Source organism: Acidovorax sp. A79 (genome assembly GCF_041154505.1).
Classification (GTDB): domain Bacteria; phylum Pseudomonadota; class Gammaproteobacteria; order Burkholderiales; family Burkholderiaceae_C; genus Acidovorax.
The window spans coordinates 3,552,992-3,568,393 of the sequence record NZ_AP028672.1 but is presented as its reverse complement, the minus strand read 5'-3'; the positions used below and the strand labels follow the sequence as shown (position 1 = coordinate 3,568,393).

Sequence of the window (15,402 nt, the reverse complement as noted above, 5' to 3'; positions counted from 1 at the left end):
GCCTTAGACCCTTGGCAGAAAAGCGCCAACAGCTACATTTTCAATAGCAAACCAACCCGCCACGGCGAGTACCGGCACCGGCCAGGGTGCGCGGCACCTCCCGCCGGACTCTCACCCCGACACCGCCAGCCCGGCCGCCACGCCGCCGAACAGGTCGCCTTCCACCTGGGGGGTGCCGGGAAATGCCGCCTTGAGGGCCTGGCGCAGCGGCCGCAGGGCCGACGAGCCGCCCGTGAGATAGATCGCATCGACCCCCTGCTGCCCCAGGCCCGCCAGCTGCACACATTCCTGCGCGCAGGCCACCACCTGTTCGAGGGGCTGCGACAGGAACCGCGCCAGCCCCTCGGGGGTGACGGATTCAGCCAGCCCGGTCTCGATCCAGTCCAGCGGCATGGGCGCGTCGGCATCGCCCAGGGACGCGGCGATCTTGGCCTGCTCCACGGTGTTGGCCATGCGGTGCCCCAGGCGCTCGTGCAGCACCCGCATGAGCCGCGCGTGCAGCCGGGCATCTGAATAGTCGGTGCGCAGGTTCTGCGCGTCGCGCAGCGCGCGCGGCGAGTACAGCCACTGGATCAGGTGCCAGGTGGACAGGTCGAAGAACACCCGGCTGGGCACCTCGCGCCCCGCGGGGCCGGTGTGCCGAAATCCGAGCAGGGGCATCAGCAGGTCCAGGCTCAGCCGCCGGTCGAAGTCGGTGCCGCCCACGTGCACGCCGGTGGTGGCCAGCACATCGCTGCCGCGCTCGGCGCGCGCCATGCGCTGCGGCCCCAGCCGCACCACCGTGAAGTCCGACGTGCCCCCGCCGATGTCCACCACCAGCACCAGCGACTCGTGCGTGATGCGCTGCTCGTGGTCCAGCGCGGCGGCGATGGGCTCCAGCTGGAACGACACCTCGGCGAACCCCGCGTCCACCGCGGCCTGGCGCAGCGCATCTTCCGCCTGCTGGTCGCGGCCGGCGTCCCCGTCCACGAAATGCACCGGGCGCCCCATCACCACCCGGGCCGGCATGCCGCCCAGGTCATCGCGCGCCTTTTGCACCAGCATGCGCAAGAAGAGGCTGATGATGTCCTGGTAGCTCACCAGCTTGTTGTGCACCGCCGTCTTGTCCTGCAGCAGCGCGCTGCCCAGCAGGCTCTTGAGCGAGCGCATCAGGCGCCCCTCCGTGCCCGCCAGGTACTGCCCCACGGCATCCCGGCCAAAGTGGGTGCGGTGGTCTTCCGCATTGAAGAACAGCGCGGTGGGCAGTGTGGGGGCGCCTCCTTCGAGCGCGATCATCCGCGCGGGCCCGGTGCCCTGGCGCACGGCCATCGCGGAGTTGGAAGTGCCAAAGTCGATGCCGAGGGTGGTGTCCTTCAGGAAGGGTGTCATGGGAGGTCAGAGAATCGGTGGCGAAGTCACTCTGCACGGCCGAACTGTCGTGCCCGGGCCGGCGAGTGGCGGCGGTGGCCGCGTGGAACAGGGTGAATGGCATGCCGCGAGGCATGCCGGGGGAAACCGTCCGGCGCCCAGGGCGCCCATTGAAAAGAAAAGGCCCTTGATTCCTTCATCAAATCAAGGGCCTTCGGCTGTGCAGGCGGGTACCGGCACATCGGCCGCGCATTCACACGCCGTTGCCTGGCGTTGCCGCCGGGCCTGGTGCCTGCCACGGCATGGCGCCCTCGGATCGGCAGCGGCAGTGGGGCTCCCGTGGAGCCGCTGCGCAGGGCGGCATTGTCTCACGCTCCGCGCGCCCTTGGCCCGAAGCGGCATGCCGCCCCCGGCAGGTGCGCATGGAAACCGGCGACCGCCCGCCGCGGCCACCGGCGGGCACGGGAAAGGCAGGCCGTCAGCCCCGGGTGAGGCCCCGGCGCGCCGGGGCCGGCGCCTTCTTCGCCGGCGGCGGGGGCTGGCAATCGCTGCACTGGCCGTACAAGGTGATGTCGTGGCCGTCCACGGTGAAGCCCGGCGGGGCCAGGTGCGCGAAGCCGCCGGGGCATGCATGGATATCGAACACGCGGTGGCAGACCCTGCACAGGAAATGGTGATGGTGGTCCTGCCCCGCCATCTCGTAGCGGGCGCTGCTGCCGGGCAGGGTCACCGGCTCGATCGTGCCGTCCTCCATCAGCGCGCGAAGATTCCGGTAGACGGTTGCCACCCCCAGCGAGGGGATGTCGGCGCGTGCTGCCTCCAGGACCTCCTGCGGCGACAAGGGACGCCCTGCGGTGGCTATCGCGGCGTGGATTGCCGCACGCTGGCGGGTTGCTCGTTCCATGGTCGTGTTTCTTGGGGGGTCGGTGGGCTCCCGCGATTCTAGGGACTCGCCGTGCCCCACGGGACCGGCGGGCGGCGCGCCCTGAGGGGGCCCACAGAGCTCCACCATGCCATCTATTGGTTCCCCGCAAGGCCTCCAGTCGGTATATTCGACCTGGCCGATAGCAGCCAGCCAACGGATTCCTGATGTGCTGCACGATGCAGCAGGCATGGCGAACCCCGTCCTTCCGGTGCCGGCGTACTGTTCGATCCGGGTCCATCCGGCCGGGTCTCCTCACGGAAAGGTCAATACGGTGGCACGCTGGTCCAGTTTCGAAAGCAAGGTCGCCATTGCATTCGGCGCCGCCGTGCTGGTGGTGGCGGCGCTGGTGGCGGCCACCTGGCGGGTGGCGAACGATGCGTCCCAGACCGCGCTGATGCTCGCGCATACCCATGAGGTGCTCAACAACCTGGCCCGCACCCGTGGCTATACCCTGCAGATCGAGCTGGCCACGCAGAACTTCCGGCTCAGCGGAGACCCCGCCCACATCGCCGAACGCGACGACACCATCGCGCAGAGAGAGCGCACGCTGGAGAGGATCCAGTTGCTGACCGCCAGCAACCCCGACCAGCACCAGCGCTGGGGCCAGCTGCGGGAAATCGTGAACCAGCGGATGGTGATCTCCCGGCAGGTCGAGATGCTGCGCAAGACCCAGGGCCAGGAGGCCGCCAATGCCTTCGTGGCCACCGCGCCGCTGCGGGCCACGCGCGCACGCACCTACGAGCTGCTCGGCGACATGGACACGGCGGAGCGCCACCTGCTCACGCTGCGTGCCAACGCGCATGCCCAGGCACGGCAGAAACTGGTGGTGGCGGGCTCCATCGCCGCCGCGATGCTGGTGGCCCTGCTGGGCGCGACCTACCTGCTGATCCGCCGGCAGCTGCGCGAAACCGAAACCAGCCAGCGCGCGCTGGCGGACAGCGAAGAAAGCCTGTCGACCACGCTGCACTCCATCGGAGATGCCGTGCTGGCCACCGACACCGAGGGCCGCATCCTGCGCATGAACCCCGTGGCCGAGCAGTTGACGGGCTGGCCCATCGCGCTGGCCCGGGGGCTGCCGGTGGAAGCGGTGTTTCGCATCGTCAACGAACAGACCCGCGAGCCCGCCCTGGTGCCCGTGGCCGCCGCGCTTGCCACCGGCGAGATTCAAGCCCTCGCCAACCACACGTCGCTGCTCGCGCGCGACGGCACGGAATGCCCCATCGCGGACAGCGCGGCCCCCATCCGGGATGCCAACGGCCAGCTGCATGGCGTGGTCCTCGTCTTCCGTGACGTCACGGCGGAGCGCCAGGCCGAGCAGACCATTCGCGCGCAGAACATCCTGCTGGAGTCGCACGTCCGGGAGCGGACGACGCAGCTCAAAGAAAGCGAAGACCACCTGCGCAGCGTCATTGGCGCGGTTCCCGCGCTGATCGCGTTCGTGAGCGCCGAGCGGCGCTATGTGTACGTGAACGACCAGTACCGCCAGAGCTTCGCCCCGGAACGCGCGGACATCACGGGGTGCACGGTGCAGGAAATACTCGGCGACGAACGCTACGGCCAGGCCGCCCCGATGATCGACGGCGTGCTGACGGGCACCCCGCAGGCCTATGACTGGCAGCCCTTCCCCGGGGTCTGGCAGGCCATCCGCTACCTGCCCAGGTTCGAGGCGGACGACAAGGTGGGCGGCTACTACGTGCTGGGCACCGACATCACGGACCGCAAGCACTTCGAGAACCGCATACAGACGCTCAACACCGAACTGGAGCAGCGCATACGGCAGCTGGAGCACGCGACCCGCGCCCTGCGCACCCTGAGCGCCGGCAACCGCACCATGCTGCGGGCCAGCGAGGAACAGGATCTGCTGGACAGCATGTGCCAGGCCATCGTCACGGCCGGCGGCTATGGCATGGCCGTGGTCTGGTACTGCGGCAGCCGCCCGGAGCTGCCCCTTGAACCCATGGCCGAATGCGGCTACCCCGGCGGCATGGACGCGCTGCGGCAGCTGGGGCTGGACCTGAGCGGCACGGCCCTGGGCCAGGGGGTCACCTCCAGCGCCATCCGGACCGAGGAGGTCTGCCTGGTGCGCAACATGAACACCGACCCCGGCCATGCGCCCTGGCACGGCAGGCCCCACGGGCCGAGATCCGGCATCTCGTGCCCGCTGCGGGTGGCAGGCCGGGTCATTGGCGCCTTGTCCATCTACGACCCGGAACCCGACACCTTTGGCGAGGACGAAATCGCGCTGCTCACGGAGTCCAGCGATGACCTGGCCTATGGCATCGCGACCTTGCGCTCGCGCGTCGAACAGGAGCGCGTGCAGGCCGCCATGCACCACTTCACCCGGCATGACCCGTTGACGGGCCTGCCCAATGCCCTCCAGTTCGAAGAGGCGCTGGCCGCCGCCATCCACGAAGGCGGTGAACAGCCGCGCTCGCTGGCGGTGCTGCAATTCAATATCGAGCGCCTGAGCGAAATCAACGAAGCGCTGGGCTTTGCGCACGGCGACGACATCCTGCGCGAGTTCGCACGGCGGCTGCAGCGCAGCGCCCCGCCATCGGCCCTGGTGGCCCGCCTGCGCGGCGATGAGTTCGCGGCCCTCTTGCCGGACAGCGACCTGCACGCCGCCCGCCACACGGTGAACATGCTGGAGCAGAACTTGTCACAGCCGATTTCGGTGGCCGGCATCGCGCTGGATGTGGTGGCCAAGGCCGGCATCGCGCTGTTCCCGGAGCACGGGCGAACCGTGCACGACCTGCTGCGCCGCATGGACAAGGCGGTTCACCAGGCCAAGAGAATGGGCGTGGACCACGTCGTTTTCATTCCTCAGCAGGAACAGGACCAGGCCGAGCGCCTGAACATGGCGGGCGAGCTGCGCCACGCGATCGACGCCGGCCAGCTGCGGGTCTACCTGCAGCCCAAGGTCGATTTCGCCAGCGGCCGCGTCTGCGGCGCCGAGGCACTGGTGCGCTGGCTCCACCCCCAGCGCGGCCTGCTGGCGCCCGGGGTCTTCATCGAACTGGCGGAGCACACGGGGCTCATCAAGCCGCTGACGGAATGGATGCTGGTGTCCGTGCTCGACATACTCCAGGCCTGGCAGCGCCAGGGCTGCGCCCTGCCCATCGCCGTCAACCTCTCGGCGCGCAACCTGCGCGATGAGCAGCTGTTCGCCAAGTTCCGCCACTGGCAGCGCGAGCGCGGCGTGGCACGCGGGCTGCTGGAGGTGGAGATCACCGAGAGCACCGTCATGGAGGATGCGCAATACGCCATGGGCGTGCTCCACGCCCTGCGGGAGGAAGGCATTCCGCTGTACATCGACGACTTTGGCACCGGCTACTCGTCCCTGGCATACCTGCAGAAGCTTCCCGTAGACTGCATCAAGATCGACCAGTCTTTCGTCGCCGCCATGACACACGACAAGAGCTCCGCCAAGATCGTGCGCTCCACCATCGACCTGGTCCATGACCTGGACCGCAAGACAGTGGCCGAGGGCATAGAGACCCGCGAACACTGGGAGCAGCTCTTGCATCTGGGGTGCGACATAGCGCAGGGCTACTTCATTGCCAGGCCCATGCCGGCGGACGAGTTCCCGGCGTGGGCCGCCAGCTTCAGGGCACCGGCTCCCCCGCCCGGGGGATGACCGCGTTCACGCGCCGGGCAGAGGCCGTGCGCCGTGAGGGCCCCTGCACGCCCATCAGCCCCGGCGGCGGCGCAACCCCAGCAAGGCCATGGCGGCCAGCGTGGCCCCCGTCAGCACCACGCCCCATTCGCTCAGCGTGGGAATGGCGGTGGCCAGGCCCGCGGCGGCCAGTGGCATCACCGGGTCCACGATCACGCCGTTCTGGGCCCAATCGTCGTCTCCCAGCTGGCCGTCGGTCAGGTCGAAACTCACGGCGTTGCCGTCGATGGTGAGATTCCTCGGCGCAAAGAAGCTGGCGCTGGCGGCGCCGCTGCTGGCCCTGCCGTACTTGGTGAAGCCGGCGACCGGCTGCGGCCACAGGGTGGTCACACGCACCGTGGCGCCCGGGGTGCAGTCCACCAGCCGGACGCGGAACGCGCCCTGCGGCGCGCTCTGCCCCGGCGGGGCGGCGCTGGCGGCCATGAAGCCGGTGGCGGCGGGGTCGAACCGGCAGCCGGCGCCTCCACCCGTGAAGCTGGCGCTGGCCGGGCCGCCCGCACCCGTGGTGGGCACGGTGGTGCCGCTGTAGGTGACAGGGATGGCGATGGTCTGCTGCACCTGGGCGGCAGCGGCGTAGTTCGCGTCGCCTGCCTGGTTGGCATTGACGGTGCAGGTGCCCGCGCCGGCAAATGTCACCACGCTGCCCGCGACCGAGCAGGCACCGGCCGTCGAGGCGGCATCGATGGTGAACACGACCGGGTTGCCCGAGCCGCCGCCGAGGGCTGACACCGCATAGGCCCCGCCCACGACGGGGTACGCCGGTGGCGTGGAGGTGAACGTGATCGCCTGGCCGGGCAGGACCACCTGGTTGACGAGGACGTTCATCGTCGTCTTGATCGTGCCGTCGCCCTTGCTCGTCGCCGTGAGCGTGCGCGAGCCGGGCCCGGCAAACGTCGCCGCGAACGCCGCGCTGCCTTCGCTTTGCTGGATCTCGCCCGGCATCGTGTCGCCCGGGTTGCTGCTCGTGATCGCCCAGCGTGTCGTATCGTCGATGTTCGCATTGACCGGGTCGGCCACGGTCAGCCGGAACGGGATCGGCGCATTGGCCGCGACCGTCACCGACGCGGCGCCGGGCACCATGTCGATGGTGCCCGGGCCACCGAGCGACGGCGCGGGCAGCGGCAGGTTCTCGAAGTGGATGACGGCGCGCAGGTTGTGCCCCGGCATGCTGATGATTCCCTGGTACTGGCCCGCGACGCGGTTGGCCCGGGCGTCGTAGATGTAGTAGCCGGTGCCGCCATCGCCCATGAAGCCCTGCTCCGCCGGATCGGGATCACTCTGAATGATCGCGCTGGCGCCGCTGGACGGCACCGCGACGTTGATCGGGGTCGCATAGGGCAGGTAGGAACCTTCGGGGGTCGATGCCCTTGGGTCGATGACGATGGGGTTTCTTGTGAAGAGCTGCCCCAGGCGCGCGCGCAGCGACAGCGACGGGTTGCACATCCCATCGCCCAGCGCAAGGCAGTAGTTGCGGGTGTGTTCGCTGTCGTCCCTGTCGAACTTCATGAAATTGCGCATCCTGTCCGACACGGGCGTGATCGCGGCGACGAAACGCGGCATGTGCCCGGTCCGGGTGTTGTTGTCGCTGTCCAGCGTCAGCGGAGCCTGCAGGTTCGTCGAGCCGGCGATGGCGAAGTTCTCGCGGCGATCCGCGTTGTAGGCACCCGCGAGCGCGGAGACATAGCCCTCACTGGCATCGACGAACAGGGACTGGTTCTGCGCATCCCGGTCGAGCGGTGCGGTGGCGAACAAGGCTGCTGCGGATGGTTCGGTCCAGCCCCCGTTCCAGGAGGTGACCTGCTGGTTCTGCGAGGTGAATCCCGGCCTGGTGTAGAAATTCGCCTGCGGCTGTGCCGTGGCCTGTTCCGGCACCGGCGCATTCACGAACGCCACCATGGTTTGCTTGACCCCCACGGAACCCATCTCGTTCAGGGCGGTGCGCAAGGTGAAGGCGCCCGTGGGCAATGATTGCGGCTGTATCAGCGCATATGCCCGGTTGCCCGGGACGCCGCTCAGCCACAGATTTTCGTCCTGGGCAAAATTCCGTGAAGCCACGGAGGGGTCGATGGACGACTGGCGCACGCTGGTCGCGGCATAGGCGTTCCTGGTGGCGCCCACCGCATCGCTGAGCGTGATCAGCAGCTGGGGCTGGTGCAGTACATGGGCCTGCCCCGCTGGAAGCTCCTTGCTCGCGAACTCGAAACTGCCAAAGGTGTTGTCGTTGGGATCGGGGGCCGCGCCCACACGCATCATCGACTCGACGTTGTTGGCCAACCGGTATTTGACCAGCTTGGTGACATCGAAGCTGTAGAAACCCGGCGTGGTGATGCGCAGGGGCTGCGCGGGACTGTCCGCATCGGTGGCGGCCGCATCGGCGCTGGCCACGGACTGGCCGCAGTGGGGTGCCGTGTCCTCGCGCTCGAAGCAATCGGCACCGTCCTGATGGGCGCTGAATATCGCGATGTAGCCAGGCGCGGCCACTTTCTCCACATAGAGCACCAGGCGCGCGCGCGCGACCTTGTCGGCATTCAGCGTGTAGGCTTCCTGCCCCACGGAGGCCGTCGTGCTCGCCTTGTCCACGACCAGCTTGGTCAACGTTCCGCTCGGCAACGTGGCGTACGAGAACTTCAGCTGCGCATTCGCGTCGGGGTTCACGAGCAGCGTGGGCTCGAAGGGGAAATAGTCCGCGTTGCGGGTGTAGCCGTCGGCGACAAGCGGCGCCTCGATCCACGACGACAAGGTCGCTCCGCCGCAGGCCTGCAGCAAGACCACCGCCGTCGCAAGCGCGAGCCCCCGGACCGCCCGGGACCTTTCCAGGGATGCGCCCGCGCTGCGCCCTGGCCGGGAGCTGTGGCGCGCCGTTGCGCCCGGCCGCATCGCGGCCTCTACCATCCGAATCATGTATTCCTCACTCCGTGGTGCGTTCGAGAAAAGCCGCTCGGGCTTGCCCTGGATGGAACGGTGTCGGCCACCGTGTTCTTGTGGATTCAGGCGCAGGCCCCTGCTTGCGGGACCGGAAGTTACCGGATGGGCACGGTTTTGTATGTCCCCCGTTTGGGCGACATGACAAGGGCCCCGGGGGATGGCAGCATGGACAGAGCACCCGCCGAATGGGCGCGCATTGACGACCTTGAACCCATGCAGAAACCCACCGACCCCGCATGCAGCCCGAAGAACCGAACATGATCCGCCGCTTGCCACCGTACCGGCTGGCGCAGCCGGCCTGCCGGGCACAGCAGCCCCGCCAGGCCCGGCGCTTTTGACCTGGGCCTGTGGCAGCATCGGCGCATGGTTTCCCTTCCTCGCACAACTCCCTGGGCGCCGGATGCGGCGCCTGCGCCCCCTGCCATTCGCGTGGCGGTGGTGGAGGACGACTTCGTCTGCCGCAACGCGCTGGCGCATGCCTTGCAAGGCGCGGCCGACATGCATCTGCAGTGGGTGGCGGCCAGCCGCGCCGAAGCGCTGGCGGCGCTGCAGGCGGACGATGCGCCGCTGGACGTGCTGCTGCTGGACCTGGGGCTGCCCGATGGCAGCGGGCTCGACGTGCTGGCCGTGCTGCGCGCGCGCTGGCCCGGGGCGGCGGCCATGGTGAGCACGATCTTTGGCGATGAGGCGCATGTTCTGGGCGCCATCGAGGCCGGTGCGATGGGCTACCTGCTCAAGGACCTGCCACCCAGCGCCGTCGTGGACGAAGTGCGCAGCCTGCATGCGGGGGGCAGCCCCATCAATCCGATGGTGGCGCGCAAGCTGCTGCTGCGCCGCGCGCAGTCTCCCGTGACAGCCAAGCCGTCAGCGGGCCTGGAGCCGGGGTTGGCGGCGGCGGAGATCACGGAGGTGGCACCTTCGGCGCGCGAGGCCGAGTTGCTGCGCATGGTGGCACGCGGCTACACACTGGACGAGGTGGCGCGGGCGATGGGCGTGTCGCGCCACACGGTGCGTACCTTCGTGCGGCGCGTGTACGCCAAGCTGCAGGTGACGACCCAGGCCGAAGCGGTGAGCGCCGCGGCGCGCAAAGGGTGGATCGATGTGGCTTGATCTCGCGCGCCTGGCGCTGCGGTTCTTGCTGGCCGGTGCCGCCGCCGGGGGCGCGGCGCTGGCAGGCGTGCTGCCCGCGCACCTGGTGCAGGCGCAGGCGTGGAATCCCGCCAGCGGGGGCTGGGCGCCGCCGCCCTCGCTGCACGAATCACCCGATGCAGTGCTTTCGAGCACCATACCGTGGAGCACGGTGGACCTGCCACATGCCCGCGCACGCAGCACGGTCTCGACAGCCGCGCAGGCCGATGCGCCACCCGAGGTGTGGTGGTACCGCCTGCGGGTGCCGGGCGAGGCGCTCGCCGCCACGCCCCAGGGCACGCGCCTGTACATCCCGCGCTGGCAGACAGTGGGCACGGTGGCGGTGTATGCCGATGGGCACCTCGTCTGGCAGTCGCACGGCAGCCGGGTCTGGAACAGCTTCAACCGCCCGGTGTGGGTGGACCTGGCGGGCCATGCTGCGCCCGGCGTTCCCCTGGAGGTGCATGTGCGCATGGCCAACCTGCCCGGCGTGGGCGGCGCGCTGTCCAGCGTGTGGGCCGGGCCGGCCGAGGCGCTCTGGCCGGGGTGGCGGCTGCGCAGCCTGCTGCAGACCGACCTGGTGGCCTACCTGCGCGGTGCCTACCTCGTGCTGGGTGTGTTCGCGCTGGCGGTGTGGCTGGTGCGGCGCGGCCGGGGCGAGGCGGGCTACCTGCTGTTCTTCCTGCTGTCGGTGGGGCACTTGCTGGCCACGCTGTTCTACCTGGTCGATGCCGAGGGCTTCGGCGTGCCCGATGAATGGTTCTCCTGGCTCACGCTCGTGGGCTCGCTGGGGTCGTCGGCCTGCTCCTTCTTCCTGTTGTGCCGGATGCTGGGCCGGGGCTATCCGCGGCTGGCGCGCGCCGTGGTCGCCTATTGCGGCTTGGTGGCGCTGGCGGCCCTGCCACTGTGGGACCTGCGGCACGAGGCGATGCTGCCGCTGTTGCGCCTGGCGCTGTTTCCTCCGGCCCTGGTGGTGCTGTGCGTGGCGGCGCTGGGCGCGTGGCGCGAACGCTCCTGGTCCAGCGTGCTGCTGGCGGGGGCCGTGGCGCTCTCGTTCCCCCTGGCCGTCCACGACCTGGCGATGCAGCGCTACCGCATCAGCATCGAGCACATCTACCTCACGCCCTACGTGTACATGGGCGTGTTCACCATGTTCCTGCTGGTCGGTTTCACGCGCTACCACCGGGCGCTGGAAGTCGCCGAGCAAGCCAACGCCGTGCAGGCCGAGCGCCTGGCCGCGCAGGAATTGCAGCTGCGCGAAACACACGAGCTGCTGCGCGCCGCCGAGCGCGAGCAGACGCTGCTGCACGAGCGCCAGCGCCTGATGCGGGAGATGCACGACGGCGTGGGTTCCTCGCTGATGAGCGCACTGCGGCTGGTAGAGACTGCGCCGGCGGCACCCGTGGACGTGGCGCAGGTGCTGCGGGAGTGCATCGACGACCTGAAGATCTCCATCGACTCACTGGAGCCCGTGAATGCGGATCTGCTGGCACTGCTGGCCGGCCTGCGCTATCGGCTCGGGTTGCGGCTGGAGGGCGCGGGACTGGTCATGCACTGGCAGGTGGACGACCTGCCGCCGCTGCCCTGGCTGGACGCGCAAAACGCGCTGCACGTGCTGCGCATCCTGCAGGAGATCCTCACCAACATCCTCAAGCACAGTGGCGCGACGGAGATCGTGCTGAGCACGGCCGAGGCCGTCTGGCCCCCGCCAGAGGGCGGCGGCGATGGCACGCGCGGCGTGCAGGTGTGCATACGGGACAACGGCCGTCCATTCAGCCCCCCGGCGTCCGAGGCGCTGGCGCCCGCCCGCCGGGGCCTGCCCAACGTGCACAGCCGCGCGCTGGCGCTGGGCGCGCATTGCACCTGGAGCACCAGTGACGGCGCCCAGGCGCAAGGTTCCACCTTCACGCTGTGGCTGCCGCTGCACAAGCAGGGCTGACACCCCGCCCTCCGCGCGAGCCAGCCGCCACGGGATCGTTGGCACCGGTTCAGGGCCGATGGCGCCAGCACAAGGCATCCACCGCAGCGACAGCGGTGGCGATCCAGAGGGCGTGGAATGCCACCATAGAGCGAAGAAGACTGTGCGATGGGGACTTCCGTGCGCAGCGGGACCCTAGCCGCGCAGGAAGTCTCTTGCCACCAGGCCATGCCGGCGCAACTTGTCGTACAGCGTCTTTCGGGGGAGATGGAGCTGCTCGGCGGCCTGGGCCACGCGGCCCCGTGCCTGGCGAAGCGCTTCACGTATCAGCGCGGCCTCTGTTTCGTCCACGCGCGCGGTGAGCGACGTAGAAACCGGCGGCGGATCGGCTTGCGAAAGCCCGTCGGGCAGGCCCAGGCAAAGCCTCTCGGCAACGTTGCGCAGCTCGCGGATATTGCCGGGCCACCGGTGGGCCTTCCAGCGGCGCAGGTCGTCATCGCTCCATTCCGGTTGCGCCATGCCGTGGTGTTGGGCGAACTCGCGCAGGAAGTGGGCCATGAGCAGCGGGATGTCCGGCATGCGATCGCGCAATGGCGGGACGTCGATCGTCACCACATTGAGCCGGTAGAACAAATCCTCGCGGAATCGGCCTGCCGCCGTCATGGCCTTGAGGTCCCCCTTGACGGCGGCGAGCACGCGGCAATCGACGGGTATGGAGACATTGCTGCCCAGCCGTTCGATCTCGCGCTCCTGCAGCACCCGCAGCAGCTTCAGTTGAACGGAGAGCGGCATCGACTCGATTTCATCGAGGAACAGCGTGCCTTTGTTGGCGAACTCGATGCGCCCCACGCGCCGCTTGGCCGCGCCGGTGAAGGCACCCACCTCGTGGCCGAAGATTTCACTCTCGATGACGCTCTCTGGCAGGGCGCTGCAGTTGAGCGCAACAAAGGGACCGCTGCGGCCGCTGGCGGCATGAATCGCCCGTGCCACGACCTCCTTGCCCGCGCCCGTCTCTCCGGCGATCAGGACATCCACGTTGGTCGCCGCCAGTGCGCGAACCAGTTGGCGGACACGCTGCATGGCGGGTGTCTGGCCAATGAGCGGACGCCCCTCTTCGCAAGGCAAGCGCTCGCGCAGGCGCCGGTTTTCTTCCAGCAGCACGCGCCGCTCGACGGCCCGGCGCACGACGCCGACCAGCGTTTCCGAGGAAAACGGCTTCTCTATGAAGTCGTAGGCGCCTTCGCGCATTGCCTGCACCGCCATGGCGACGTGCCCGTGCCCGGTGATGAGAACCATCGCGACTTCACGATCATGCTGGCGCAATCTGTTGAGCAGCTCCAGGCCATCCATGCCGGGCAACTTGACGTCGCTCACGACGGCCCACGGCTGCACGTCCTCGAAAACATCCAGCGCGGCCTCCGCGCTGCCGACCGCCTTCACGGTGATGCCGGCAAGCACCATGGCTTGCTCGAGGCCGCGCCGCACGGCGGGCTCGTCATCCACGAGGAGAACTCGCGGCCTTTCGTCGGCAGGGATGGGTGGCACGGGCATCAATAGACCTCCAGCGTGATGGTGAAGAGCGCGCCCTGCCGGTCCAGGTTGCGCGCTTCGATGCGCCCGCCGAAGCTCTCGACGATGCTTTGCGAAAGGGCGAGCCCAAGACCCAGCCCCGCGCCCGCGGGCTTGGTGGTGTAGAACGGTTCGAACAGCCGTTGCATGGCCTCTGGCGCGATGCCGCCGCCCGTGTCGCTGACGGAGATGACGGCATGGCGCCCCTTTTGCCGGACCGCCACCCTCACCAGGCGCTCCGCCCGGGACTCGACCGCGTCGAGCGCGTTGCGCATCAAGTTCACGAGCACCTGTTCGAGCCGGGTGGCGTCGGCCCGCACCGGGCGGGTCGCCAGCGTTGAGCTGACCAGGATATCCGCCCGCACCTCGCACCGCCGAGACTCTACGAGCATGAGCGCATGATGGATCGCCATGTCCATGGCCACGGGTTCGAGGCTGGTGCTGTCGGCGCGGGCAAAGGCCTTGAGCAGCGCCATGATGCGCCCCATGCGGGCGGTGAGTTCGCTGATGAGGTGAAGGTTCTCGCGCACCTCTTCCAGGCGCGCGCCGTCAAGCAGCGTGATCGCGTTGTCCGACAGGGTCCGCAGCGCGGTGAGCGGCTGGCTGAGCTCGTGGCCCATGCCCGCAGACATCTGCCCGAGCACGGCGAGCTTGCCCGCGTGCACCGCACCGTCCCGCGTCTCATGAAGAATCGCCTCGGTACGGCGCAGTTCTTCGATCTTGCGTTCCAGCGAGGCATTGGCTTGGCTGATATCCGCCGTGCGCTCGATGATGCGCTGCTCGAGCCGGGCACTCGCTTCCACCAGCGCGCGCTTGGCTTTGCGCATCTCCTCACGGCGATACCGGCCTTCCTGAAAGCCGACGGTGAGCGCCCCCAGGAAGGCGGCGACGGAGGTGGCGGCCAGTGCGGCCAGGACGGCGGCGCGGCGCGAGGGTGCCTGGTCCACCAGAAGTGCGGCACGCCAACCCAGATCTTCGCTCGCATGGGTCGCCATGGTGTAGTGCGTGATGCCCCCTTCAAGCGCGAGCGTTGCGTGGGACCGGGTGAAATCCAGCCCCGGCCCGGGCAGCGCGAGCAGTGGCAGGTCCCCATACTGCCGCGATTGCCGGATGCGCTCGCGCGCGGCCGGTGCGAGCGCGGCGACGGTGCGGTACCGCCACTCGGGAACGGAGCTGAGAATGACCACGCCCTCGCGGTCCGTGAGGATCACCACGTCGGTGCTCTGCCGCATGGCTTCCTCGAACTTTTCGAGCGAGAGCTTGACCGCGATCACACCGCGGGCGCCGCCCGGCGCCACCACGCCGGCCGCCAGGAAGTAGCCGGCTTCGCCGGTGGTGGATCCGATGCCGTAGAAGCGCCCGGTGCGGCCCGCCATCGCATCCTTGAAGTAAGGCCGATAGGCGTAGTTCTCGCCAACGAAGGTCAGCACCTGGTTCCAGTTGCTCGAAGCCAGCGTCGTCCCGCCGGCATCCAGCAGGTAGACGGCAGAAATGCCGGAGGCCTTCGCCACCGTTTCAAGATACGCGTTGGCGGCGGCCTGGGCCGCCAGCGTGTTCGTGTCCAGCAGCGAGCCAAGCGTTGACTTGAGTCCGATGATGCCTGGCAGGGCTTCGTTGCGATGGACGAGCGCCTGCAGGCTGAGCACGACAAACTCGAGGCGTTTCGCGGCGCCCCGGGCCTGTTCTTCCCGATAGAAAGTGAAGGTGGCCACATAGGCGACCGCGCCGCACAGCGCGCATGCCGCCAGCACGACAACGTGGCGCCACCGCCAGCGGAGCGTCGTGCCCGCCCGGGCGGGTATCGAGAGATCGCCCGAGGATGCATCGCGCAGCGGATCCGCCGCAGGCAAGACCCGCAGCGAAGAGGCATTGCGGGGTGTCGTCATGGGCGATCCGTGGGGTCAACCTGCCTGC

Annotated in this window: 8 protein-coding genes; 3 read left to right on the top strand and 5 right to left on the bottom strand. The window is 69.0% G+C overall.

Going from position 1 to position 15,402, the window contains the following annotated elements; translation table 11 throughout:
• Positions 1-111: 111 nt before the first annotated feature.
• Positions 112-1,368, bottom strand: a complete 1,257-nt coding sequence (locus tag ACAM51_RS16350) for an Hsp70 family protein (protein ID WP_369641204.1) — start codon at positions 1,366-1,368, stop codon at positions 112-114.
• A 457-nt stretch (positions 1,369-1,825) separates the two neighbouring features.
• Complete coding sequence (locus tag ACAM51_RS16345) at positions 1,826-2,251, bottom strand: Fur family transcriptional regulator (protein ID WP_218297339.1); 426 nt, start codon at positions 2,249-2,251, stop codon at positions 1,826-1,828.
• A 292-nt stretch (positions 2,252-2,543) separates the two neighbouring features.
• Here ACAM51_RS16345 and ACAM51_RS16340 point away from each other — a divergent pair, with 292 nt between their 5' ends.
• Positions 2,544-5,909 carry an EAL domain-containing protein gene (locus ACAM51_RS16340; protein ID WP_369641203.1) on the top strand — a complete coding sequence of 1,122 codons (3,366 nt, stop codon included), beginning with the start codon at positions 2,544-2,546 and terminating at the stop codon, positions 5,907-5,909.
• Positions 5,910-5,963: 54 nt separating this feature from the next.
• On the opposite strand, the gene ACAM51_RS16335 is transcribed toward ACAM51_RS16340, so the two are convergent.
• Complete coding sequence (locus tag ACAM51_RS16335) at positions 5,964-8,687, bottom strand: IPTL-CTERM sorting domain-containing protein (protein WP_369641202.1); 2,724 nt, start codon at positions 8,685-8,687, stop codon at positions 5,964-5,966.
• Positions 8,688-9,236: 549 nt separating this feature from the next.
• On the opposite strand from ACAM51_RS16335, the gene ACAM51_RS16330 reads away from it, so the two are divergent.
• A complete protein-coding gene (locus ACAM51_RS16330) occupies positions 9,237-9,983 on the top strand; it encodes a response regulator transcription factor (RefSeq protein ID WP_218297342.1) in 747 nt (248 codons plus the stop codon).
• Complete coding sequence (locus ACAM51_RS16325; RefSeq protein WP_369641201.1) at positions 9,973-11,940, top strand: sensor histidine kinase; 1,968 nt, start codon at positions 9,973-9,975, stop codon at positions 11,938-11,940. The genes ACAM51_RS16330 and ACAM51_RS16325 overlap by 11 nt, the downstream gene beginning before the upstream one ends.
• A 174-nt stretch (positions 11,941-12,114) precedes the next feature.
• Here the strand turns inward: ACAM51_RS16325 and ACAM51_RS16320 are convergent, their stop codons facing one another.
• Complete coding sequence (locus ACAM51_RS16320) at positions 12,115-13,470, bottom strand: sigma-54-dependent transcriptional regulator (RefSeq protein WP_369641200.1); 1,356 nt, start codon at positions 13,468-13,470, stop codon at positions 12,115-12,117.
• Entirely contained in the window at positions 13,470-15,374 is a 1,905-nt protein-coding gene (locus ACAM51_RS16315) for an ATP-binding protein (RefSeq protein WP_369641199.1), read from the bottom strand. The genes ACAM51_RS16320 and ACAM51_RS16315 overlap by 1 nt, the downstream gene beginning before the upstream one ends.
• Positions 15,375-15,402: the final 28 nt, after the last annotated feature.